21 protein-coding genes are annotated in these 22,573 nt (G+C 39.0%); 16 read left to right on the top strand and 5 right to left on the bottom strand.

Translation table 11 applies throughout. From position 1 onward, the window contains the following. Nucleotides 1–66: 66 nt before the first annotated feature. Entirely contained in the window at nucleotides 67–1,287 is a 1,221-nt protein-coding gene (gene gltS, locus C5N92_RS01610; RefSeq protein WP_111749136.1) for a sodium/glutamate symporter, read from the bottom strand. A 403-nt stretch (nucleotides 1,288–1,690) separates the two neighbouring features. On the opposite strand from gltS, the gene C5N92_RS01615 reads away from it, so the two are divergent. The 8 genes from C5N92_RS01615 to C5N92_RS01650 all read left to right on the top strand — a co-directional run bounded on the left by C5N92_RS01615 (nucleotide 1,691) and on the right by C5N92_RS01650 (nucleotide 13,038). Further along, nucleotides 1,691–3,844, top strand: coding sequence for a TonB-dependent siderophore receptor (locus C5N92_RS01615; protein ID WP_111749137.1), 2,154 nt, complete (start codon nucleotides 1,691–1,693; stop codon nucleotides 3,842–3,844). A 180-nt stretch (nucleotides 3,845–4,024) separates the two neighbouring features. Next, nucleotides 4,025–5,815: an ABC transporter ATP-binding protein/permease gene (locus tag C5N92_RS01620; RefSeq protein WP_111749138.1), complete on the top strand. Its 1,791-nt coding sequence runs from the start codon at nucleotides 4,025–4,027 to the stop codon at nucleotides 5,813–5,815. A gap of 348 nt (nucleotides 5,816–6,163) precedes the next feature. Continuing rightward, entirely contained in the window at nucleotides 6,164–8,293 is a 2,130-nt protein-coding gene (gene pnp / locus C5N92_RS01625) for a polyribonucleotide nucleotidyltransferase (protein WP_111749139.1), read from the top strand. A 105-nt stretch (nucleotides 8,294–8,398) separates the two neighbouring features. Beyond that, nucleotides 8,399–9,328 (top strand): lipoprotein NlpI, encoded by a 930-nt coding sequence (gene nlpI / locus C5N92_RS01630; RefSeq protein ID WP_111749140.1) that lies wholly within the window; start codon nucleotides 8,399–8,401, stop codon nucleotides 9,326–9,328. Nucleotides 9,329–9,596: 268 nt separating this feature from the next. Next, nucleotides 9,597–11,438 (top strand): DEAD/DEAH box helicase, encoded by a 1,842-nt coding sequence (locus C5N92_RS01635; RefSeq protein ID WP_111749141.1) that lies wholly within the window; start codon nucleotides 9,597–9,599, stop codon nucleotides 11,436–11,438. A 250-nt stretch (nucleotides 11,439–11,688) separates the two neighbouring features. Continuing rightward, entirely contained in the window at nucleotides 11,689–12,201 is a 513-nt protein-coding gene (gene tadA, locus C5N92_RS01640) for a tRNA adenosine(34) deaminase TadA (RefSeq protein WP_111749142.1), read from the top strand. Nucleotides 12,202–12,492: 291 nt separating this feature from the next. Beyond that, nucleotides 12,493–12,741 carry a type II toxin-antitoxin system RelB/DinJ family antitoxin gene (locus tag C5N92_RS01645; RefSeq protein ID WP_111749143.1) on the top strand — a complete coding sequence of 83 codons (249 nt, stop codon included), beginning with the start codon at nucleotides 12,493–12,495 and terminating at the stop codon, nucleotides 12,739–12,741. A gap of 9 nt (nucleotides 12,742–12,750) precedes the next feature. Then, on the top strand, nucleotides 12,751–13,038 hold the full coding sequence (locus C5N92_RS01650) for a type II toxin-antitoxin system RelE family toxin (RefSeq protein WP_111749144.1): 288 nt from the start codon (nucleotides 12,751–12,753) through the stop codon (nucleotides 13,036–13,038). 21 nt (nucleotides 13,039–13,059) lie between these two features. Here the strand turns inward: C5N92_RS01650 and priC are convergent, their stop codons facing one another. Then, complete coding sequence (gene priC / locus C5N92_RS01655; protein WP_111749145.1) at nucleotides 13,060–13,575, bottom strand: primosomal replication protein PriC; 516 nt, start codon at nucleotides 13,573–13,575, stop codon at nucleotides 13,060–13,062. Between the two features lie 465 nt (nucleotides 13,576–14,040). Between priC and C5N92_RS01660 the strand changes: the two genes are divergently transcribed. Then, nucleotides 14,041–15,078, top strand: coding sequence for a porin (locus C5N92_RS01660; RefSeq protein WP_111749146.1), 1,038 nt, complete (start codon nucleotides 14,041–14,043; stop codon nucleotides 15,076–15,078). 202 nt (nucleotides 15,079–15,280) lie between these two features. On the opposite strand, the gene can is transcribed toward C5N92_RS01660, so the two are convergent. The 3 genes from can to C5N92_RS01675 form a co-directional block, all read right to left on the bottom strand. Further along, nucleotides 15,281–15,985 carry a carbonate dehydratase gene (gene can, locus C5N92_RS01665; protein ID WP_111749147.1) on the bottom strand — a complete coding sequence of 235 codons (705 nt, stop codon included), beginning with the start codon at nucleotides 15,983–15,985 and terminating at the stop codon, nucleotides 15,281–15,283. A 128-nt stretch (nucleotides 15,986–16,113) separates the two neighbouring features. Next, a complete protein-coding gene (cspD, locus tag C5N92_RS01670; protein ID WP_111749148.1) occupies nucleotides 16,114–16,323 on the bottom strand; it encodes a cold shock domain-containing protein CspD in 210 nt (69 codons plus the stop codon). 109 nt (nucleotides 16,324–16,432) lie between these two features. Next, nucleotides 16,433–17,002 (bottom strand): YceB family lipoprotein, encoded by a 570-nt coding sequence (locus C5N92_RS01675; RefSeq protein WP_111749149.1) that lies wholly within the window; start codon nucleotides 17,000–17,002, stop codon nucleotides 16,433–16,435. A gap of 103 nt (nucleotides 17,003–17,105) precedes the next feature. On the opposite strand from C5N92_RS01675, the gene C5N92_RS11405 reads away from it, so the two are divergent. The 7 genes from C5N92_RS11405 to C5N92_RS01705 all read left to right on the top strand — a co-directional run bounded on the left by C5N92_RS11405 (nucleotide 17,106) and on the right by C5N92_RS01705 (nucleotide 22,450). Further along, nucleotides 17,106–17,237: a hypothetical protein gene (locus C5N92_RS11405; protein ID WP_255409121.1), complete on the top strand. Its 132-nt coding sequence runs from the start codon at nucleotides 17,106–17,108 to the stop codon at nucleotides 17,235–17,237. A gap of 69 nt (nucleotides 17,238–17,306) precedes the next feature. Then, nucleotides 17,307–17,945 carry an outer membrane lipoprotein periplasmic chaperone LolA gene (gene lolA / locus C5N92_RS01680; RefSeq protein WP_111749150.1) on the top strand — a complete coding sequence of 213 codons (639 nt, stop codon included), beginning with the start codon at nucleotides 17,307–17,309 and terminating at the stop codon, nucleotides 17,943–17,945. A 91-nt stretch (nucleotides 17,946–18,036) separates the two neighbouring features. After that, a complete protein-coding gene (trpR, locus tag C5N92_RS01685) occupies nucleotides 18,037–18,345 on the top strand; it encodes a trp operon repressor (protein ID WP_111749151.1) in 309 nt (102 codons plus the stop codon). Beyond that, on the top strand, nucleotides 18,332–19,099 hold the full coding sequence (mtgA, locus tag C5N92_RS01690) for a monofunctional biosynthetic peptidoglycan transglycosylase (RefSeq protein ID WP_111749152.1): 768 nt from the start codon (nucleotides 18,332–18,334) through the stop codon (nucleotides 19,097–19,099). Before trpR ends, mtgA begins: the two co-directional genes overlap by 14 nt. Nucleotides 19,100–19,111: 12 nt before the next feature. Continuing rightward, complete coding sequence (locus tag C5N92_RS01695; RefSeq protein WP_111749153.1) at nucleotides 19,112–20,017, top strand: ATP-grasp domain-containing protein; 906 nt, start codon at nucleotides 19,112–19,114, stop codon at nucleotides 20,015–20,017. A 118-nt stretch (nucleotides 20,018–20,135) separates the two neighbouring features. Next, a complete protein-coding gene (gene mukF / locus C5N92_RS01700) occupies nucleotides 20,136–21,467 on the top strand; it encodes a chromosome partition protein MukF (protein ID WP_111749154.1) in 1,332 nt (443 codons plus the stop codon). A 71-nt stretch (nucleotides 21,468–21,538) separates the two neighbouring features. Continuing rightward, nucleotides 21,539–22,450 (top strand): PDDEXK nuclease domain-containing protein, encoded by a 912-nt coding sequence (locus C5N92_RS01705; protein ID WP_238138430.1) that lies wholly within the window; start codon nucleotides 21,539–21,541, stop codon nucleotides 22,448–22,450. Nucleotides 22,451–22,573: the final 123 nt, after the last annotated feature.

Here is a 22,573-nt window from a genome sequence, read left to right on the forward strand (position 1 = left end):
TCTTAAAAGAAAAATGCCACGTAAGAGTTTTTAACGTGGCATTTTATTTTTTATGGAAATTCGAACTTAGTTAGTCAAATAATTCATAAACGCCGTAATTGCCCCTAAGTTTGCGACATCGACGAAGAATGCGCCTACAAGCGGTACGATTAAGAACGCTTTATGCGACGGTCCGAATGTTTCGGTCACTGATTGCATATTTGCAACCGCTGTTGCACTTGAACCTAAACCAAAACCGCAGTGACCCGCAGCTAAAACAGCGGCATCGTAGTTGCTGCCCATTACTCTAAAGGTGATGAAATAGGCGTAAAGCACCATAACAATGGTTTGTACAACAAGGATAAGTAACATTGAACCTGCAAGATCAGCTAATTCCCAAAGTTTGATACTCATTAGGGCAATCGCTAAGAATAGGCTTAATGATGCGTTACCGAATACGTCAATTGCACGGTCGAACATATCGAACTTGAAAACGAGAGTTAAAACGTTACGCAATACTACCCCAAAACCTAATGCCCAAACGAATTGTGGTAAACCAGAGTTAGGGAAAATTTTAACCATGACAGATGAAAATGCTAAACAAGCAGCAAATAATGCCATTGTTTCAATCGCTGTAGCAGCGGTGATTAAGCGTACATTATCCACATCTTCAAAGGTATCATCGGCATATTTTGTTTCAGCGGTTTCAACTTTAACGTTGTGTTTGGACGGGCTGATTTTCATTTTATTGATAAGGCGACGAGCTAATGGTCCACCAACTAAGCCACCTGCTACTAAACCAAAGGTTGCAGACGCCATTGCCATTTCCATTGCGCCGACAAGCCCGTGTTTTTCAGCAAAAACGGTTGCCCAAGTCGCCCCAGTGCCGTGTCCACCGGTGAGAGTAATTGAACCTGTGATTAAGCCAACAAGCGGGTCGATTCCCAATAACATTGCCAATCCGACACCAACACCATTTTGGACGAGAATAAAGAGACTCACGACGACAAGGAAAATGACTAAAGGAATACCACCTTGTTTTAAACGGGAAAAATCTGCTGATAAGCCGATGGATGAGAAGAATGCCAACATAAAGGCGGTGCGTAGAGAACTTTCAAATTCAAAGGTGATACCTGCGAATTTGTAGAGACAGAAGATAATAGCGGCGATAAATAAACCACCTACAACTGCTTCAGGGATATTAAAGTCTTGGAAAAATTTGACTTTATTCACAAATACTCGACCAATGAGCAACACAAGTGTTGCAGCAATGAGAGTATGATAACCGTTTAGAACGATTGGCTCCATATCATTACTCCTATAAATGATTTCAGTGAGATTTCGCATGCTATTACAAATTTTTAACATTGTCAAAAGTAGAATTGAATGTTTTGTCGTATTTAATGGTATGAAAATCAAACGATTTTAGGTTGTTTTGATCTAAATCTATTTTCTTTGTTTTAAATCAGCTTTACTTTTCGAAAGTAGTGTATAGAGATATCAATACAGTTAAAAAATAAGTGAATAATGCTTAGTCTTTATAAGTGGATTAGTGTAAATTTTGATGTTTATTTGAGCATTAAAGTTCAATTATTGTAAATTATTCTAACTAAAACGATTTAGTGAGCGATTTTTATTTTAAAAAGAAGTATTATTTTATTGTTGAGAATTATTTTCAATTTTGTATTTGGGTATATTTGAGAGCAAATTTATGAAATTCAAGCACAGCCTTCTCTATTCTGCATTGTTTCTTTCTCCATTTGTGATGGCAGAAGGAAAAACATCTTTATCAGAAGTTACTGTTTCAACAGCAGTAGAAACGGAAAACAATGATGGAAGTTACCAATCTCGGATGAGTAACATCGCCAATAAAGGCGCCACTCCACTCATTGATTCTCCACAAACAGTGAATGTCGTAAATAGCCAACTTATTCGAGATCGCCAGCCACAAAGTTTAGATGAAGCACTAGCGACGGTAAGTGGAACGACACAGACCAATACCCTTGGCGGTTTAATGGATGCTGTTCTTAAACGTGGCTTTGGAGCAAATCGTGATAATTCAATTTTACGCAACGGCGTTGTCGCTGGCCCTTCACACAACTTTTCAGCCACGACTGAACGTGTTGAAGTGTTAAAAGGCCCTGCATCTGTGCTTTACGGTATTCAAGATCCCGGTGGTGTGATTAATGTGGTAACCAAAAAACCACAACAAGAAGCAAAATATGTATTAGGTGGTTCTGTTGGCAATAACAACGCATGGGGCTTAAATTTTGATGCTACAGGTGCATTAGGACATGGTTTTGCATATCGCTTTATTTACGATCAAAACGATAAAGACTATTGGCGTAACTTTGGCGAAGTAAAACGTACTATGTACGCCCCATCTCTATCTTGGCAAAACGATAAAACAGAAGTTGTGCTCAGCTATGAACATCAAGAATATACGGATCCCTTTGATCGTGGAACCTATATCATTGCCAATGGTACAGGCAAAGGCACCATTGTAAATATTCCAAAAGAGCGACGTTTAGATGAGCCATTTAATGAAGCAACAGGGAAAATTGATGTTGTTTCACTTCAAGCTAGCCATAAATTAAATGACAGTTGGAAATTGAATGCGACCTATGGTTATACTAAAGATACATATAACTATTGGCAAGCTCGTGTAACGACAATTAATTTGAACAAAGATAGTGTCACACGCCGTTTAGAAGGAATCCAAGGCTCAGAACAGCGTAATCATAGTGGTAGCATTAATGCAGTAGGCGAATTTGCTACAGGCGATATTGCTCATCGTATGGTGATTGGCGTAGATCTTGCTCGCACAACGTTAGATATTGCACGCTATCAAGGTAGTAACAGTTCTATTTCATTAAGCAACCCTGTTTATAACACGGCATCTGTAGCGAATATGCCATTAGCAACGAATAACGGTCATCAATTTGCTACCTTAAAAACGGCAGGTATCTATCTCCAAGATTCTGCTTATTTAACGGACAAATTAATTTTATCAGGCGGTATTCGTTATGAATATTACGATCAAGAAGCGGGGCGTGGTGGTAGAACAGTTGCGGAACGTTTATATACTGATGGACACGATGGTAAATTTTTATATCAAGGCAGAATTGTCTATAAATTTACACCAGACTGGGCTGTCTATGGTAACTACGCACAATCATTCCGTCCGCATTTAAGCCGTGCAGCCATTACGGATTCAAGCTTAAAACCAGAACAGGGTGAATCGTTTGAAATTGGCACAAAATATGAAAATGCCTTTTTCAGTACCAATTTAGCCTTATTCAACATTAATAAGAAAAATGTTGCAGACACCTATACGGGAACAGATGGCTATAGTTATCAATACCTTGTTGGTAAAGTCAATTCACGTGGACTCGAATGGGACTTACACGGTCGTTTAACGGAAAAATTAGGCGTCACTGCAACCTATGCTTACACTGACACAAAAACCAAAGAAAATAGCAAATACAGCTATTTCAATGGTAAGGAATTTGAAGGTGTACCACAGCATCAAGCGAGTTTATTCTTAACCTATGATTTAGGGCAATTTGCCTTTGGCAATATCCGTGTCGGTGCAGGGGTGAGATATTTAGGTTCTTGGACGGTTTATAACACCTACGATGAAGCGAATATCGAAGCGTATAAACTTCCGCACGCCGTGGTTACAGATGCGTTTATTGCTTATGAAACACAATTAAGCGGTAAAAAAGTTAGCTTACAGCTTAACGGTAAAAATCTCGGTGATAAAACGTATTATGTATCAACACAAGGGACAAGTAACAGCGTGATTCCAATTGCCTATGGTAATGGACGTGAGTTCCTGTTAAACGCAAAAGTGGAATTTTAATTTAAAGCGGTTGGATTTAGCAGAAATTTTGCAAATTTTTCGTTGGATCTGACCACTTAACCTAGGGTATAACCCTAGGTTAAGCATAGAAATTTCCCTTTGGGAAATCAGTCAACACCGAAGGTGTTGTTTTATGCTTAACCGTGGGTTATACCCATGGCATTTTAAGTGTTATCTCTTATGAACAACTGGCAAACGGAAGTCAATAACAGTCTCTACTGGTTAGCTATCGCCCTGACGTGCGTCTCACTCGGGCTATATCTCACCGGCAAATTAATCGGTCGCACCACCTTTGGACAACGATTTTGGCATATCACCAAACCTTGTTGGGATAAATCCAACAAAGTCAAAACCGTCGCATTGGTGCTACTGCTTCTGCTGATGGCACTCATGGAAGTGCGGATCAGCGTACTCAACACCTTTTTCTACAATGGCTTGTACAGCTCGCTACAAAAGCAACAAGCGGACGCTTTCTGGTTTTTTGCGATCATCAATTTGATGTTGGTGATTGTCAAAATAATCCACTCCATTATCAACTATTTTATTCAGCAGGTCTTTGAAATTCGTTGGCTTGAAAAGCTCAACCACGAAATGTTAGATCGCTGGCTGGCAAATAAAAATTACTATCTCGTCAAATACGAAAAAACCTTGCCCGACAACATCGATCAACGTATCGAACAAGATGCGACCGAATTTATCGGCGGAACCCTTGATGTCGTGCGTGGCGTGATCAATGCGGTGGTTTCGACCATTGAATTTACCATTATCCTGTGGGGCTTATCGGGGATCTTGGCGATCTTCGGACTGGAAATCCCAAAAGGCGTGGTGTTCTTTATCTATATTTTTATCATTGTCGCAACGTTGTTGTCGGTGATTATCGGTCGTCCACTGATTGCGTTGAATTTCAACAAAGAGAAGCTACAAGGGGATTACCGTTATTCACTTATTCGTGTGCGAGACAACGCTGAAAGTATTGCGTTCTATTCAGGGGAAGCGAAAGAGCAGGGCAACCTACGGGCGAAGTTTAATGCGGTGATTGATAATCGCTGGAAAATTGTACAAAAAATGTTGGGCTTGGACGGTTTCAACACAGGGGTAACACAAATTGCGATGATTTTACCGCTGATGTTGCAGTCGCAACGTTTCTTTGCAGGGCAAGTGACACTCGGCGATATGCACCAAACGGTACAATCATTTAACCGCTTGATGCGAGCCTTGTCGTTTTTCCGTCTGTTTTACGATGAATTTACCCTTTATCAAGCAAGGCTCAACCGTCTTTACGGCTTTTTCACCACCCTTGATAACCTTGACAAAATGCCTGTTCATCAACCTTATCCATGTACCACAGGCTTTATGCTTAAAGACTTTGGCATGAAAGATGTTAATGGTAAAATTTTGATGCAGAACATCAACATCGAGCTAAAACAGGGCGATGCTTTGCTTATTCAAGGGGCATCTGGCACAGGCAAAACGTCACTACTTAAAGCTCTCGCAGGGATCTATCCTTTTGAAACCTTTGGTATTGCCGAACGCCCGTGTAGCGAACAGCCACTGTTCTTACCGCAACGTCCTTATATGCCACAAGGCACGTTGCGAGAAGCCATTTGTTATCCACATATTGACGCAAGCGATGAACAGATCAAACAGGCAATGGAAAAATGTTGTTTAGACAAATATATCCACACCCTTGATCAAGATAACGACTGGCAACTCACGCTTTCACCAGGTGAGTTACAACGTGTCGCATTTGTACGGATTTTATTAAGCAAACCTGAGCTGATTTTCTTAGATGAAACCACATCAGCCCTTGATGAACCGACGGAATCTATTCTTTACCAAACTATTCGGGAAGAGTTGCCAAATAGCACAATTATCAGCGTCGGACACCGCTGTACGCTCTACCCATTTCATAACAAACGCATTAATTTAAATATCGGCTGTTGTGGTGTAGAAGAGTGTTGTATGAAATAATAGTTTGCTTTATTTGTTTGTCATAGCAAGCGGTCTGTTGGTTATCAAAATTTGCAAATTTTTGAAGCTAACTGACCGCTTGTTGTTTTATCTAATAAAATAATAGCAATGTATTTTTAGAAGTTTGTACCAAGCGGCCACATTAAGTAAATTTCTTACAAATCCTAAAATAACAGGCGATTTTTTGGAAAATCTCTGTATAATAGACAAGTTTTATTTCTTCGCATTTAATAAGGCGGCTATCAAAAGTTATCTCTTTTTGAGGGAGTGAGATAATTTTTGCTAGTCGCAATTTTTAGGAAATAAAACACAAATACATTTATTCCAGAAATTCAAAGGAACATTCCAATGACACCAATTGTTAAACAATTTAAATACGGTCAACATACCGTGACATTAGAAACGGGTGCTATCGCGCGCCAAGCAACAGCAGCTGTTATGGCAAGCATGGATGACACCACAGTATTCGTAACTGTCGTGGCAAAAAAAGATGTCAAAGAAGGTCAAGACTTCTTCCCATTAACCGTGGATTACCAAGAGCGTACTTACGCAGCAGGTCGTATTCCCGGTGGTTTCTTCAAACGTGAAGGTCGTCCGTCTGAAGGCGAAACCTTAATTGCTCGTTTAATCGACCGTCCCGTTCGTCCACTTTTCCCTGAAGGTTTCTTCAACGAAATTCAAGTGATTGCAACAGTGGTTTCTGTCAATCCACAAATCAGCCCTGATTTAGTGGCGATGATCGGTGCTTCCGCTGCATTATCATTATCAGGTGTGCCTTTCAACGGTCCAATCGGTGCGGCCCGCGTTGGTTTTATCGACAATCAATTCGTGCTTAACCCAACGATGTCTGAGCAACGTTTAAGCCGTTTAGATTTAGTGGTGGCAGGTACAGACAAAGCGGTATTGATGGTTGAGTCTGAAGCAGATATCTTAACAGAAGAACAGATGTTAGCCGCAGTCGTATTCGGTCACGAACAGCAACAAGTGGTGATTGAAAACATCAAAGAATTTGTAAAAGAAGCTGGTAAACCACGTTGGGATTGGGTTGCTCCAGAACCAAATACTGATTTAATCAACAAAGTGAAAGCGTTAGCCGAAGTACGTTTAGGCGATGCCTATCGTATCACGGAAAAACAAGCTCGTTATGAGCAAATCGATGTGATTAAAGCAGAGGTGATTGCCCAATTAACCGCAGAAGATGAAACTGTTTCTGAAGGTAAAATCATCGATATTATCACGGCATTAGAAAGCCAAATCGTACGTAGCCGTATCATTGCAGGTGAACCACGTATTGATGGACGTACTGTTGATACCGTGCGTGCGTTAGATATTTGCACAGGCGTATTACCACGTACCCACGGTTCTGCATTGTTTACCCGTGGTGAAACCCAAGCATTAGCGGTGGCGACTTTAGGTACAGAGCGTGATGCACAAATTATTGATGAATTAACAGGCGAGAAATCAGACCGTTTCTTATTCCACTACAACTTCCCTCCATATTCTGTGGGTGAAACTGGTCGTATTGGTTCGCCAAAACGTCGTGAAATCGGTCACGGTCGTTTAGCAAAACGTGGTGTGTTAGCAGTAATGCCAACGGCAGAAGAGTTCCCGTATGTGGTGCGTGTAGTGTCTGAAATCACTGAGTCAAACGGTTCTTCATCAATGGCTTCTGTGTGTGGTGCATCTCTTGCGTTAATGGATGCTGGCGTACCAATCAAAGCAGCGGTTGCAGGTATTGCAATGGGCTTAGTAAAAGAAGAAGAGAAATTCGTAGTACTTTCAGACATCTTAGGCGATGAAGATCACTTAGGCGATATGGACTTTAAAGTTGCAGGTACTCGTGAAGGTGTGACTGCACTACAAATGGACATCAAAATTGAAGGCATTACCCCTGAAATTATGCGTATTGCGTTAAATCAAGCAAAAGGCGCACGTATGCACATTTTAGGTGTGATGGAACAAGCGATCCCTGCACCACGTGCGGAAATTTCTGACTTCGCTCCACGCATTCACACAATGAAGATTGATCCGAAGAAAATCAAAGATGTGATTGGTAAAGGTGGTGCGACCATTCGTGCATTAACCGAAGAAACGGGTACATCAATTGATATTGATGATGACGGTACAGTGAAAATTGCAGCGACAGACAACGGTGCGGCAAAACGTGTAATGGAACGTATCGAAGAGATCGTCGCTGAAGTCGAAGTAAACGCAATCTACAAAGGTAAAGTGACTCGTGTGGTTGATTTCGGTGCATTCGTTTCAATTTTAGGTGGTAAAGAAGGTTTAGTACATATTTCTCAAATCACCGATGCCCGTGTTGAACGTGTGGCGGATTACTTATCTGTCGGACAAGAAGTTCAAGTCAAAGTCGTTGAAATCGACCGTCAAGGTCGTATCCGTTTAACCATGAAAGAGTTAAATGGTGAATCTTCAACATCAGAAGTTGTTGAAGAAACTCAAGAACTTGCAGAGTAATGTTGTTTGGGGTACAAATATTTGTACCCCAGTAAACTTTGCTTGTTTAATTTTGTAGAGATATTTTAATATCTAAATCAAAATTTTTACCTAAGGTTTTATTAAATGCAGCAACGTATTAAGTTGTTTAATTTTCGTTTTTGCTTACTCAATTTTCTTGCACTATTATTTTTAACAGGGTGTGTAAATCGGGCATCCGATATTATTTCGCCTGAAAAATTACCACTTGCAGAGTTAAATCCACAATTACGCTTTGAGCAAGAAGTGATGGTTGTGCGTTTGACTCAGGTATTGCAAGAAGCCAAATTAACGCAAGCAGAGCGAGCTGAATTACTTTTTGAAAGAGGAGTAATTTACGACAGCTTAGGACTTTGGTCTTTAGCTCGTTATGACTTTACACAGGCTGTAGAATATAATCCTAAAATGGCAGCAGCTTATAACTATTTAGGTTTATATTTGTTGCTTGAAGATGATTACGACAGTGCGATTGATGCCTTTAATGCCGTATTAGAATTAGATCCAAACTACGATTATACTCGATTAAATCGAGGGTTGGCATTCTACTACAGCGGGCGTTATTCTGAAGCTGAACGTGATCTTCAACGTTTCTATGAAGCCGATCAGAGCGATCCTTATCGTGTTTTATGGTTATATTTCAATGAGTTAGAAATTGATTCTATAGATGCTAAACAAAAATTAGTTGAGCGCTCAAAACAGTTATCAAAAGATTTTTGGGGAACAAATATTGTTTCTTACTTCTTAGGTGAATTTACTCTTGAACAACTTCGATTAAAAATGAATGCACAGGCAGAGCCAAATACAGTAACCTATGCTGAAATTTTAACCGAAACTTATTTTTATCTTGCAAAACAAACACTCAAAATGAATCAAGTTGCGGAAGCTGTGAGTTTCTTCCGTCTCGCTATTGCAAATCAGGTGTATAACTTTGTTGAGTATCGTTTTGCGTTGTTTGAATTAGCTCAATTAAGAGCGAAACAAACACAAACAGATCCCGTTGTTGTTGGGAAGAATTAGGACGATTCAAGCGGTAAGATTGGTAAAATTTTTTACAAATCAGACCGCTTACACTGTGTGACAAGTTATATAAGGCATTGATTTGCTTTCTATTTATTTTTCTTACCTAAAAGACTCAACAATATAATTTTTACCACCTGTTAATCTCCCCCTTTGAAAAAGGGGGATTAAGGGGATTTAAAGATCTCTGCGACCTTATTCGCTTTTTAAATCCCCCCCTAACCCCCTTTTTCAAAGGGGAGAACAGGTTTTTTTATTTTGGAATTTTATGACTGAAACAACTTTAACCTTTGCCGATTTAGGCTTACCACAATCTATCCTTGACGCTGTAAATGAAATGGGTTTTGTAACCCCATCACCAATCCAACAAGCCTGTATTCCACACCTATTAAATGGTCGTGATGTATTAGGTATGGCACAAACGGGTAGTGGTAAAACAGCGGCATTTTCTCTGCCGATTTTGGCACAACTTGACCCAGAACAACGCCACCCTCAAATGTTAGTGATGGCACCAACTCGTGAGCTTGCAATTCAAGTGGCAGATGCTTGTGAACAATTTACTAAAAATATGCGTGGTATTCGCACGGTCACCATTTATGGCGGTCAGCGTTATGATATTCAAATCCGTGCTTTGAAAAATGGCGCTCAAGTGGTAGTGGGTACACCGGGGCGTATTCTTGACCATATTCGTCGTGGCACGCTAGATCTTTCAATGCTAAAAGCAATCGTACTTGATGAAGCAGACGAAATGTTACGTATGGGCTTTATTGAAGACGTGGAAACGGTAATGGCTGAATTGCCAGAAGATCACCAAACGGCACTTTTCTCGGCGACAATGCCAGAGCCGATCCGCCGTATTACCAAGCGTTTTATGAAAGATCCGCAAGAAGTGAAAATTCAAGCGACCCAACGTTCTGCCCCTGATATTGCTCAAAGTTACTGGTTAGTGAACGGTTTCCGTAAAAATGATGCATTATTACGCTTCTTAGAAGTGGAAGAATTTGATGCAGCGATCATCTTTACTCGTACCAAAACGGGGACGATTGATATTGCGGAACTTTGCGAACGCAACGGCTATCGTGCAGCAGCGTTAAACGGTGATATGACCCAACAAGCCCGTGAGCAAGCATTGGATAAATTAAAATCAGGTCGTTTAGATGTGATTGTAGCAACAGACGTGGCGGCTCGTGGTATCGACATTGAACGCATCAGCCTTGTAGTGAACTACGATATTCCGCTAGATGCCGAGTCATATGTTCACCGTATCGGTCGTACAGGTCGTGCAGGGCGTTCAGGTCGTGCGTTATTGTTTGTAGAACCCCGTGAGCGTCGCTTATTGAAAAATATCGAACATCTGATTAAAAAGCCGATTGACGAAGTGCCAGTGCCAAATCACGAAATTTTAATGGAAAAACGCCGTGAGAAATTCAAAGCACGCATTTCATTGCAGTTAGAACACCACGATTTAGAGCTTTACCGTGAGTTGCTCGAAGATTTATTCACCGCAGACCAAGACCACGAAGAATTAGCGGCGGCGATGATGATGTTGTTACAAGAGAAGCAAAAACTTATTCTTCCGCCTGATCCTGAAATTCGTCCTGCTCGTGGTGAGCGTGGCAAAGGGCGTGAAAATCCACGTTCAGCAGAGCGCCGTGGTGGCGGTCGTGAACATCGTGATAACAACGGCGTGGCAATGGATCTCTACCGTATCGAACTCGGTCGTGAAGATGGTGTTGAAGTACGCCACATTGTCGGGGCGATTGCTAATGAAGGTGATATCAATAGCCGCTATATCGGACATATCAAATTGCACGATAAATACTCAACCATTGAGCTACCACAAGGTATGCCGAAGCATTTAGTGGAACACTTTGCACACAAAGCTCGAGTATTAAGCAAACCAATGCAAATGTCTCTATTAGGGGCTGCAAGTAGTGCAACCAATGCAAACCCTTATGAAGATAAAGGTTCTCGTGGAAAAGGCAGAAGCGATCGTCATGAGCGTGGTGGACGTGGTGGCAGAGATAGTCGTCGCGAAGAACGTGGTTTTAAAGAGCGTAAAGAAGGCGGATTTAAAGAGAAACGTTTTAGCGATCGCGGTCGTAGATAATTTTTGAATTATCTTATAATTTGGAAATTTGATATCGTGTCCAAAAGCTTCCCCCGCTTGCGGGGGAAGTGGTTGAGCGAAGCGAAACCGAAGGGGGGATTGCAAACGAAGTTTGCAGAATTTTAGTAATTTTTAACCGCTTGTTGTTTGCCCTTTGGGCAAATCCCCCCTCCCTAGCCCCCCCCCGTAAACGGGGGAGAGGACTGTAACTAGGCGAATGTAGTTCGTCTCTACAAGAATAATTAATGTTATGTTCATCCAACCCACCCAAAACCATTGCGATTTAACCGTATCCAACCAAGACATTCACTTTATGCAATACGCCTTATCCCTTGCTGATAAAGCGGAAGCAGAAGGAGAAATTCCTGTTGGAGCTGTTTTAATTGATAAAGATGGCAACATTCTTGGCGAAGGGTGGAACCGCTCAATTATCCTTTCAGATCCAACTGCTCACGCTGAAATTCAAGCAATTAGAATGGCTAGCGAACGAGTGCAAAATTATCGCCTATTAGACACCACCCTTTATGTGACCCTTGAGCCTTGCACCATGTGTGCAGGGGCAATTTTACACAGCCGCATCGGGCGATTAGTGTTTGGTGCGTCAGATTACAAAACAGGGGCAATTGGCTCCCGTTTTCATCTCTTTGAAGATTACAAAATGAACCATTTTCTACAAGTTCGGGGAGGGGTAATGGCAGAAGCGTGTAGTCAAAAAATCAGCGCATTCTTTAAAAAGAGAAGGGCAGAGCAGAAGCTCAAATAAATAAGAAAATCAACAGACATTTTTTATTTTTTCGTTCAAGATCGAAAAAATAATATTTGCCACTATGAGAATCTTTTCATTTTGATATTCTAATTTTCATTGATAAACGTGGCTTGATGTCGCTATGCTTAGCCTATTATCGTATGCTATGGTTATTTCAAATAGTCGTACAAAATAGTCAGTATTTTGCAAACTTTCAGTAAAATCTAACCGCTTGTTATTTGATTTAGAATGAAAACATTGCTTGTGTTTTACATTTGTTTTACACTAGATAAAGTAAAGGAGAAAACTATGGCAAACTTAAACATTCGTATTGATGATGAAATTAAACAACAGGCTTTTGTTGTTTTTGATAATTTAGGAGTAACGCCTTCAGATGCTATTCGAGCTTTTTTGACTTATGTAGCAAATACAGGAAAAATGCCACTTAAGCAAATTATTGTTTCTGATGAAGATGCGCAACTCTATGAATTAGTTCAAAAGCGTCTTAATGAACCTGAAAAAATCAAATCGACTACTTTAGATGAACTTTTTTCATAGGAGATGAACATGACCTACTCTATTAAGGTCCATGATGATTTTATCGAAGAGTTAAAGAAACTTGATCCTGCCGTTAAACAACAATTGCGTAATAAGCTCAATAAGATAGTAGAAAATCCACATATTCCGAAAAATCGGCTTAGTGGTAATTTATACAATTGCTATAAAATTAAACTCAGGAAGGCAGGCATACGTTTAATTTATCAAGTCAATGATGATGAGATTTATATTCTACTTTTAACGGTAGGTAAACGAGAGAATAACGAAGTTTATGACACAGCACTTACTCGTATTTAATGCGAGCAAGCGGTCTGATTCCTACTGACTTTTACAAATTTTCACCGTCAAATCTTCAATCGCTTCAATGCACTTTTTCTTTCTATATTCCGTCTCTTCAATCTGTGCAATATAAAACGCACGATCTGCTTCATTAGCTTGTTGGCTTTGTTCGATTAGCCATGAGATTTTTTCATTCAAGGCTCTTAACGCTTTTTTATATTCTTCTAAACGTTTTTCATAGGGCAATTGATGAATATTTTTAGGGAAACGATAACTTGAACGAAATGTTTTTTTATCCTGAGCTGAATTTAACTGTGTTTCAATAGCTTGTTTTAAACTATCAAACTGTTCCACCAGTTTTTGTGTTTGAAATATCAACATATTGCTATTTGTTTGAGCTTCGATTTTCTCACAAAGACTCAAAATTTCCTGAATAAATTCTTTTACATAACCCTGATGTAAAGAAAAACTCGGATGTGAAACCGTAATTTTTTGGTCTGAAAAGGCTAAAAAGGGCATTAATTTCTGTTGAATTTGTGTAGTAAAAGTTGACATATCTTTGGCTCGTCCAGTTTTTTACTATTATAAATTAAGCAAAGCAATCTGACTAACCTTAAATTTTTGTATAAAAAAGACGCTTAAAGGCAATTAATTTGTAAAAATGTGAATTAGTTCACAGAATTTTTTTTAATAAAAATTGAACTATTTTAAAATGCAAATTTTACTTATATATCAATACGTTATGTTTATTTTTGATATGGAGTAATGCTCATAAAAAAACTGAACGATCACTCAATTTGAAGTGGGGTTATTTGTAACTCAATGATTTTAAAGGATAAAGTGTTTATTTTGTTATTGGAAATAATGTGTTGACAGGGCTATCCAAATTTGCCATTATTCGCCCGCAATCAGCATTTACCAAAACTTACATAAGGATGGTGGGTGTCAGATACGGAGAATTGCTCTTATACCTTAACGAGAGCAATTTTAGCTAAACTAAAAATATTTAAGGTGAACATTATGAAAAAAACACTAGTAGCATTAGTAGTAACAGCATTTGCAGCTTCAGCATCAGCAGTAACTGTGTATGACAACGAAGGCACAAAAGTGACCGTAGATGGTTCTTTACGTTTATTATTAGATAAAGGCAACACTAAAGTTAAAGATGGAGCTAAAACAGAAAAACACTCTAATTTGAAAAATAATGGATCTCGTTTTGGCGTTCGTGCACAGCACCAGATCGCAGAAGACTTCTATGCATTAGGTCGTTTAGAATTACGTTTTGATGGTACAACAAGTACAACAGACCAATTTGGTGATGTTTATGCGAAACGTGCTTATGTAGGTTTAGGTAGCAAACAGTTTGGTGAAGTAACATTTGGTCGTCAAGTAACTATTGCTGATGATATCGGCGAGACTGGTTTCGATTATGCTTATGGTGTTTCTCCAGGGTTGATGACAGATGCTGGTAATTCAGTTGTTCGTTATGACTATAAAGGTATTGAAGGTTTACAAGTTGGTGTGAACTATAACTTTGCAGAAAAACGTGACAGTAACAATGAAGTTGTTAATGGCCAAACCAAAAATGGTTATGGTGTAGGTGCAACTTATACCTTCCAAGTTGCAGAAGGTCAAGCAGCAACAGTTGAAGCGGGTTATACTCGTGATAACTACGCTACAGGTACAAATACAAGACATTATAAAGATGCTTGGGAAGTGGCAGCAAGCTATACTGTGAATGGTTTAAAAGTTGCGATTGATGGTAGCCAAGCATATGAGAAAGAAGGTTCAGCTAAAACCAGAACATCTGCTTTAGCAGTAGGTGCTAAGTACGGTTTTGATAAAGTAGGCGTGTATGGTGCTTACGGTTATGAACATGTTAAAGTTAAAGGTGATTCAGATAAAACAAGAAGCCATAAATTCTTGTTAGGTGCTGATTACCAATTACATAAACACGTAGTAACCTTCGTTGAAGGTCGTATTGTCAAAACTAAAGTTGATAATGGTTCAAGAACAACGGACAACGTAGTTGGCGTAGGTTTACGCGTATTCTGGTAATCAGAACATAGCTTAACTAGCTAACCATAAAAAACCAGTAACTTCGGTTACTGGTTTTTTGTTTTTTAGAAGGCATAGTAGACAAAAAGGTTGGTAAAAGTTGGGTTAAAGCACTTATAGTGCACGATATTATGTAGTAGTTGCACACAACTCAGAAAAGCTTGTAGCAACTGCTACATAATACCGATAGTGCAAGGCTTTTTTATAGAGAATTACTCATGTTTGACGTGGATGATTCATATTGTGAAACCATCTCATCTGCTTCCGTCATCAGTTTGGCAATGGCATTTCGGTAGGTAATTTCGAGACTTTCTCGGCTTGTTGCGATAACACCTTGATCATTTAAAAAGCCATCATTTACATCATAAACCCAACCATGAATAGAGAGTTTTTTCCCTTTTTCCCATGCACTTTTAACAATAGTGGAACGCCCTAAGTTATAGACCTGCTCAGCAACATTTAAACGAACCAACATATCAGCTCGTTGATCAGAAGATAATTTACCAAGCAGATGGCTATGTTTAAACCATAGGTCACGAATGTGGAGCAGCCAGTTGCTAATTAGCCCATGATCTTCCATACCAATTGCTGCTTTAATACCGCCACAATTAGTATGGCCACAAATAATAATATGTTCAATTTCAAGGACATCGACAGCATACTGCACGACGGAAAGACAGTTTAGATCAGTATGGATCACTAGATTAGCAACATTACGATGGACAAATAATTCACCAGGTTCTAGCCCTGTCAATTTTTCAGCAGGAACACGGCTATCAGAACAACCAATCCATAAGAAATTAGGTTTTTGATGTTCGGCTAGTTGTTTGAAATAGTCAGATTGTTCATCTTTCATCTGTGTTGCCCAAGCGTGATTATTCGCAAATAGGCGTTCGATTTTCTTCATGTCTTACTCTCCCTTATTTAGCTATATTTTAGCATAAAAGTAGAATAAGGTTTTATAAATAACAAGCGGTCGGATCAGCAAAATAATTTGCTGATCTAACCGCTTTATTCGTTAGATAAGATGAAAGGTTATTCTGCGATAGGAACGATGCGAGAAGCTGAAGCGCCTTTATCACCGTTCGTAAATTCGAAATGAACTTTTTGCCCCATTTTAAGTGAACGGTAACCTTCACCTTCAATCACAGAAAAGTGAGCAAAAATATCACCATCAAAAACATCAGACGTGATAAAACCGAATCCTTTTGCGTTATTAAACCATTTAACAATTCCAACTTCCATTATATTTCTCCTTTGGTTTTACTTCGATGTAAATGTTAGTCAAAAATGTAAAAGGCTCAACAAAAAATATTCAGAATTACGACATAGATCACAAAATTATTTTTTTTTGCTAAAAAATATTCGTTTCCAAACGAATTTTCCCCTTTTCAACAACAATTTTTTTCCCAAATTTTTTGACCAGTGCTTCTTTTGCCTTCGTTTCATCTAGCGTATAGACAGGATTACTATTTAGCAGAGCAGTGATACCATCAGCAACCATAGGTAAAAACATTTGAAGCTCATTTTGATATTTTTGTGGTTCAGCAGCCCAGCTTTTTAGACGAACATCTTTTAGAAATAAAGCACCTTTTTCTGCATCATAGTAAGGATTTGTATCCATATTTAGCTGTAATTTTACTTGGTATTGCTTTCCTTTTAGACGTAATAAGCTATCAACAATACCTGAAATATCAACGCGTTTTTCTTCTGTTTGACCAACCTGTGTAAACAAATTCGATAATTTATAATCTAATTGGAATAAGCCTGGCACACCAACACTATCTTCAAGAGGGACTTTTTCGGCTAAACGGGTGGAAAGGTATTGGTTAATTTCTTGTTCTGAAATACTTAATGGATTTGCCAATGTAAATTGCGGTAGTACAAATAAGAGCGATAAACTCAGTTTATGTAAAAATTTCATAAAGTCTCCTTTTAAAATTGGTTTAAACGAATAAACAGAGTAGAATTCGCTCCCAATCAGTTTGATGAGTGTATAACAAATTCTATTATTGAAGGAATACAAAATGAAAAAAATTATGGTGGTTATTTCTGTTTTATTATTAGCAGGTTGTTCGTTTAATGGCGGTGTAAGTGCTGGAGGCGGTTCTAATGGTGTGGGCGTTGGTTTTGGCTTAGGTACAGGATTCAGTTTCTAACTGATTTGAACTTTTATTGATGAAGTTGTCCAATAGGCAACTTATTTTGTTGTTATTCAAGGATTTTTGATGAAAAATTTATTTAAAAAATCATTACTCGGTTTAGCACTTATTTCATTGAGTAGTTTTTCATTTGCAGATACTAAAGCGGTGGCTGAGTTACAGCAACGTTTAGATAAAGCAAGCCAATATAGTGCGGACTTTGATCAAACAGTGCGTTCAAGTAAAGGCAAACAAATTCAAACAGGAAAAGGGAAATTCCATGTAAAACGCCCTAATTTATTCCGTATGGATACTAAAAGCCCGCAAGAGAATTTAATTGTGTCAGACGGTGAAACCTTATGGTTTTATGATCCTTTTGTTTCTCAAGTGACAGCGAATTGGGTAAAAGATGCGGTAAGTAATACGCCGTTTGTCTTATTAACAAGCAACGATAAAAGCCATTGGGAGCAATATGATGTGTCACAAAATATGGATAACTTTGTCTTAAAACCAAAGTCTAAGAAAAGCAGTATTAAGCAGTTTGATGTACGTATTGATGCGAATGGATTATTGAAAGGTTTTAGTACCATTGAACGTGATGGACAAAGTAATCTTTATGTATTACGAAACATTACGACATCAACAATTCCTAGTGATCTCTTCAAGTTTAGCGTGCCAAAAGGTGCTGAATTAGATGATCAACGTGGTAAGAAAGCGAAAAAATAATTTTTTCATGTGGTAAATGTAAAAAGCGGTGAGATTTTGCAAAAAATTTGCTAATCTCATCGTACTATTATACTAATGGGATAAAGATAACATGAAACCACTTTATATCCAACGTGATCCTAATGAATGGCAACAGTTTATTCATCTTTTAAAACAAGCTGTTGAAGAAAATAAAACAGAAGCGTTACTCTCAATGTTGCTTACGGCTGACGAGCGTAGTTCGTTAGGTTTAAGGGTACAAATTGTACAAGCATTGCTCGAAAATCAAATGTCACAAAGAGAGATCCAGCAACAACTTAATACCAGCGCGGCAACAATTACTCGTGGTTCTAATATGCTAAAAACGGTTGAACCAGATATTTTGCAATGGGTAAATACAAAACTGAATGGCAAAGCGTAAGAAAAAATCATTAAAACAAAAACTTCTCAATTTTTTTATACCAAAACAAATTCGATCTATAAAAGGCTGGCTCTGGTTTAGTTTTAGCCGAATTGGTCTTGCTATTGCGAGTTTCTATGTATCACTTACTCTTATTTTTTCTGTTATTCCTGTTCCTTTTTCAGCCTATATGGTTCAAAAAAAGATTGAACACTTAATTCAAGCGGATAATTATAAAATTCAATACAACTGGGTGAGTTTAGATCGAATTTCTTGGCAAATGCAGATGGCAGTAATTGCGGGAGAAGATCAACGTTTCCCAATCCATTTTGGTATTGACTTTGATGCGATTGAAGCAGCGATTAAGCGTAATAGCAAATCGAATAAAAAGCCAAGAGGGGCATCGACGATTTCTCAACAAACGGTGAAAAACCTTTATTTATGGCACGGAACAAGTTGGGTGAGAAAAGGGATTGAAGTGCCTTTAACGTTCCTTGTTGAGTCTATTTGGGATAAACAAAGAGTGCTTGAAGTTTATCTTAATATTGCTGAATTTGGTGATGGTATTTTTGGTGTTGAAGCCGCAGCAAAGCACTATTTCAAAAAAACGGCAAGTCAATTAACCCTGCAAGAGTCCGCATTACTGGCGGCAGCATTGCCAAACCCAATCATTTATCGAGTAAAAATGCCTAGCCAAACGATGAGAAATCGTCAGCAATGGATTATTCGCCAAGTGAATAATTTGGGTGGGCAGAGTTATTTAGAAAAGTTATAGATAATGAAAAGTATGAAATTATTAATGCTTTGCCGAGAACCACGTTTATACAGTTGCCAACGTTTAAAACAGGCAGCAGAAAATGTCGGCTACCAACTTGATATCCTTGACCCAAACCGTTTTTTGCTCAAGCTTGAGCAAGGGCGGTTTGAACTTTTTTATCAAACGGGCGAAACCTATGATAAAGCTCGCCCTGCTCCTGAAAAAATCGCCGAATATGCCGGGATCTTGCCAAGATTTGGCACAACAAGCACAGAAATGGGCTGTAATGTGCTACGCCATTTTGAGCAAAAGCAGATCCCCGTGTTAAATAATGCTTCGGCTTTTGCCCTTGCTCGTGATAAGTGGAAAAGTTTACAGCAACTCACCGCTTGTGGCATTAGTGTACCCGATACTGTATTGGCAGGCGAGTGTTATGCGACATCAGAAAGTCTCGCACAATTTGACCTACCCACCGTAATCAAAACCCTTTCAGGCTCACAAGGCGTTGGTGTGATGTTAGCTGAAAGCTACGGCAGTGCATTAAGTTTGCTTGAAACCTTAAAAAGTGCCAAAGTCCCTAGTTTATTACAGCGATTTATATCAGAATCCAAAGGAGAAGATATTCGTGCTTTTGTCATTGGCGATAAAGTTGTTGCAGCTATGCAACGCAAAGGTTCATCCAATGAATTTAGAGCAAATATCCACCGAGGCGGTACAGCAGAGCCAATTTTACTTTCAAGCGAAGAGCAAGCATTAGCCGTTAAAGCCACCCAAGCGTTAGGCTTAGATGTGGCGGGAGTAGATCTTATTCGATCTCAACATGGCTTAATGGTCCTTGAAGTCAATGCAAGCCCCGGTCTTGAAATGATCGAAAAAGTGAGTAGCGTTGATATTGCCAGTCTGATGATCGAAAAATTGCGACACAAGTTTTTATGATTCCATACTAAGCGGTGAGATTTGCAAGAAATTTTGCAAAACTCACCGCTTGTCTTTTCCTATTTTCTGCTGATTAAGGTACAATAAACAACATTTTTATATTCAAACAATATCGCCTATGCAACACGAATTAGCACAAACGATCCCCGAATTGATTTTATGGACAAAAGAGCGAGACTTTTCGCTTTCCCTTTCTACTGACCGATTGGCATTTTTACTGGCGATAGCTCTCTATAACAATGAAAGAACGGACGGCGAACTGCTAGAAAGCGATTTGCAAGATATTTTCCGCCACGTTTCAACGGCGTTTGCTCAATCGGAAGCAACCCAAACCCTACGTGCAAATAATGCGATCAACGACTTGGTAAAACAACGTTTTTTGAACCGCTTTTCCAGCGAATTTACCGAAGGCTTGGCGATTTATCGCTTAACACCGTTGGGCGTGGGCGTATCGGAATATTACATTCGCCAGCGTGAGTTTTCGACTTTACGTCTTTCTATTCAACTTTCGATTGTGGCGGACGAAATTCAGCGTGCGTCAAATTCAGCGGAAGAGGGCGGTGATGAACGTTTTTGGCGAACGCAGGTGTTTGCCCCATTGAAATTTTCAGTGGCAGAGATTTTCGACAGCATCGACCTTTCACAACGAATGATGGACGAAAATCAGCAACAAATTCGTGAACGAATTGCCGCATTATTGAGCCAAAATTGGCACGAAGCCATTGCCACTTGTCAGCAGTTGTTAGATGAAACATCGGGCAATTTGCGTGAGTTACAAGATGTATTGAATGCGTCAGGCGACAAATTGCAGTCGCAACTGCTACGTATTCAAAGCTGTTTGATCGGGCGTGATGATTTGGATTTTGTCGATCAACTTATCGTCAATTTGCAAAATAAATTAGACCGCATTATTAGCTGGGGACAACAGGCAATAGACCTTTGGATCGGCTACGACCGCCACGTCCACAAATTCATTCGTACCGCCATTGATATGGACAAAAACCGTGTTTTTGGTCAGCGGTTACGTCAATCTATTCAAGATTATTTCGACAACCCGTGGCAACTTTATATCGCCAAAGCCGAGCCATTAATGGATCTGCGTGATGATGAAAGCGAACTCAACGAAGCCGAAGCGGTGGGCGAATTGCCAACGGAGCTAGAATTTGAGTCGCTCTCACAGGTGCAAGAACAGATTATCGCCACAATGCAAGCCTATCTTGCTCCATTCCGTGAACAAGGCAAACCGATTGATCTTGGTGCGATCTTGCGTGAACAGCTGGCAATGTACCCACTTTCTCGCCATTTTGATGTAGCGAGAATTATTGTCGATCAAGCGGTTAAACTCGGTATGGCAAGCCAAGACAGCCAAGCAATTTACCCTGAATGGAAACCGATTAACGAAAACGGTGCAGAAGTACAGGCGAATGTGATTGACCAGTTTAAGCGGTAGTTGAATTTGGCACGCACTGCGTGCCAAATGTGCGAGCAGTTCCTTACTTAATCAGCTTATGGAGATAACGAATGAGTTTAATTGAGCAAAGTGATATGGAAATATATCACGCCATTCATCAAATAATGAGCGTAGCAAGACGTAAGGCTTATTCTGCAGTAAATTTTGTAATGGTGGAGGCTTATTGGAATGTTGGGCTAATTATTCACAAAGCTCAACATCAGTCTCAACGGGCTGAATATGGTCAAGCATTATTAGCTTTTTTATCAAAACAATTAACAGCTGAATTTGGTAAAGGATTTACTCGCCGTAATTTATCAAATATGCGAGCATTTTATATGGCATTTCCTGAATGGGAAATGGTATCTCCAAATTTAAGTTGGACACATTACCGCTTATTACTAAGTGTTCAAAATAAAATAGAAAGAACGTTTTATTTTGAAGAATGCAGTAAATCAATGTGGAGTACCAGACAATTAGAGCGACAAATTAATACTTTTTATTATCAACGCCTACTTGCAAGCCGAGATAAAAAAGCGGTAAGCCAAGAAATTCATCAAGTTGAAAAGCCGATTTCGCCAAAAGATATTATTCGAGATCCTTATGTACTTGAATTTTTAGGGTTACAACATACTGCTAATTTATATGAAAAAGATCTAGAACAAGCCTTAATTAATCATCTACAAAAGTTTTTATTAGAACTAGGGCGTGGTTTTTCTTTTGTGGCACGCCAACAAAGAATTAGTTTTGATGGAGAACATTATTTCATTGATCTTGTTTTCTATAATTATATTTTAAAATGTTTTGTGATTATTGATTTAAAAGTCGGAAAATTAACGCATCAAGATATTGGTCAGATGCAGATGTATGTAAATTATTATACCAGAGAAATGATGAATGAAGGGGATAATCCACCGATAGGCATTATTTTATCGGCAAGTAAAAGTGAAAGTGTGGTGAAATATACCTTACCAGAAAATTAATCACAGATATTTACATCAAAATATAAATTATATATTCCAACAGAAGAAGAATTAATTGAAGAAATAAATAAAGAACAGAACTTGATTGAAGAACAGAATTTAACCCCGTATCGTGTAAATTAG

It is taken from the genome of Glaesserella australis (assembly GCF_003260095.1).
Lineage (GTDB): Bacteria > Pseudomonadota > Gammaproteobacteria > Enterobacterales > Pasteurellaceae > Glaesserella > Glaesserella australis.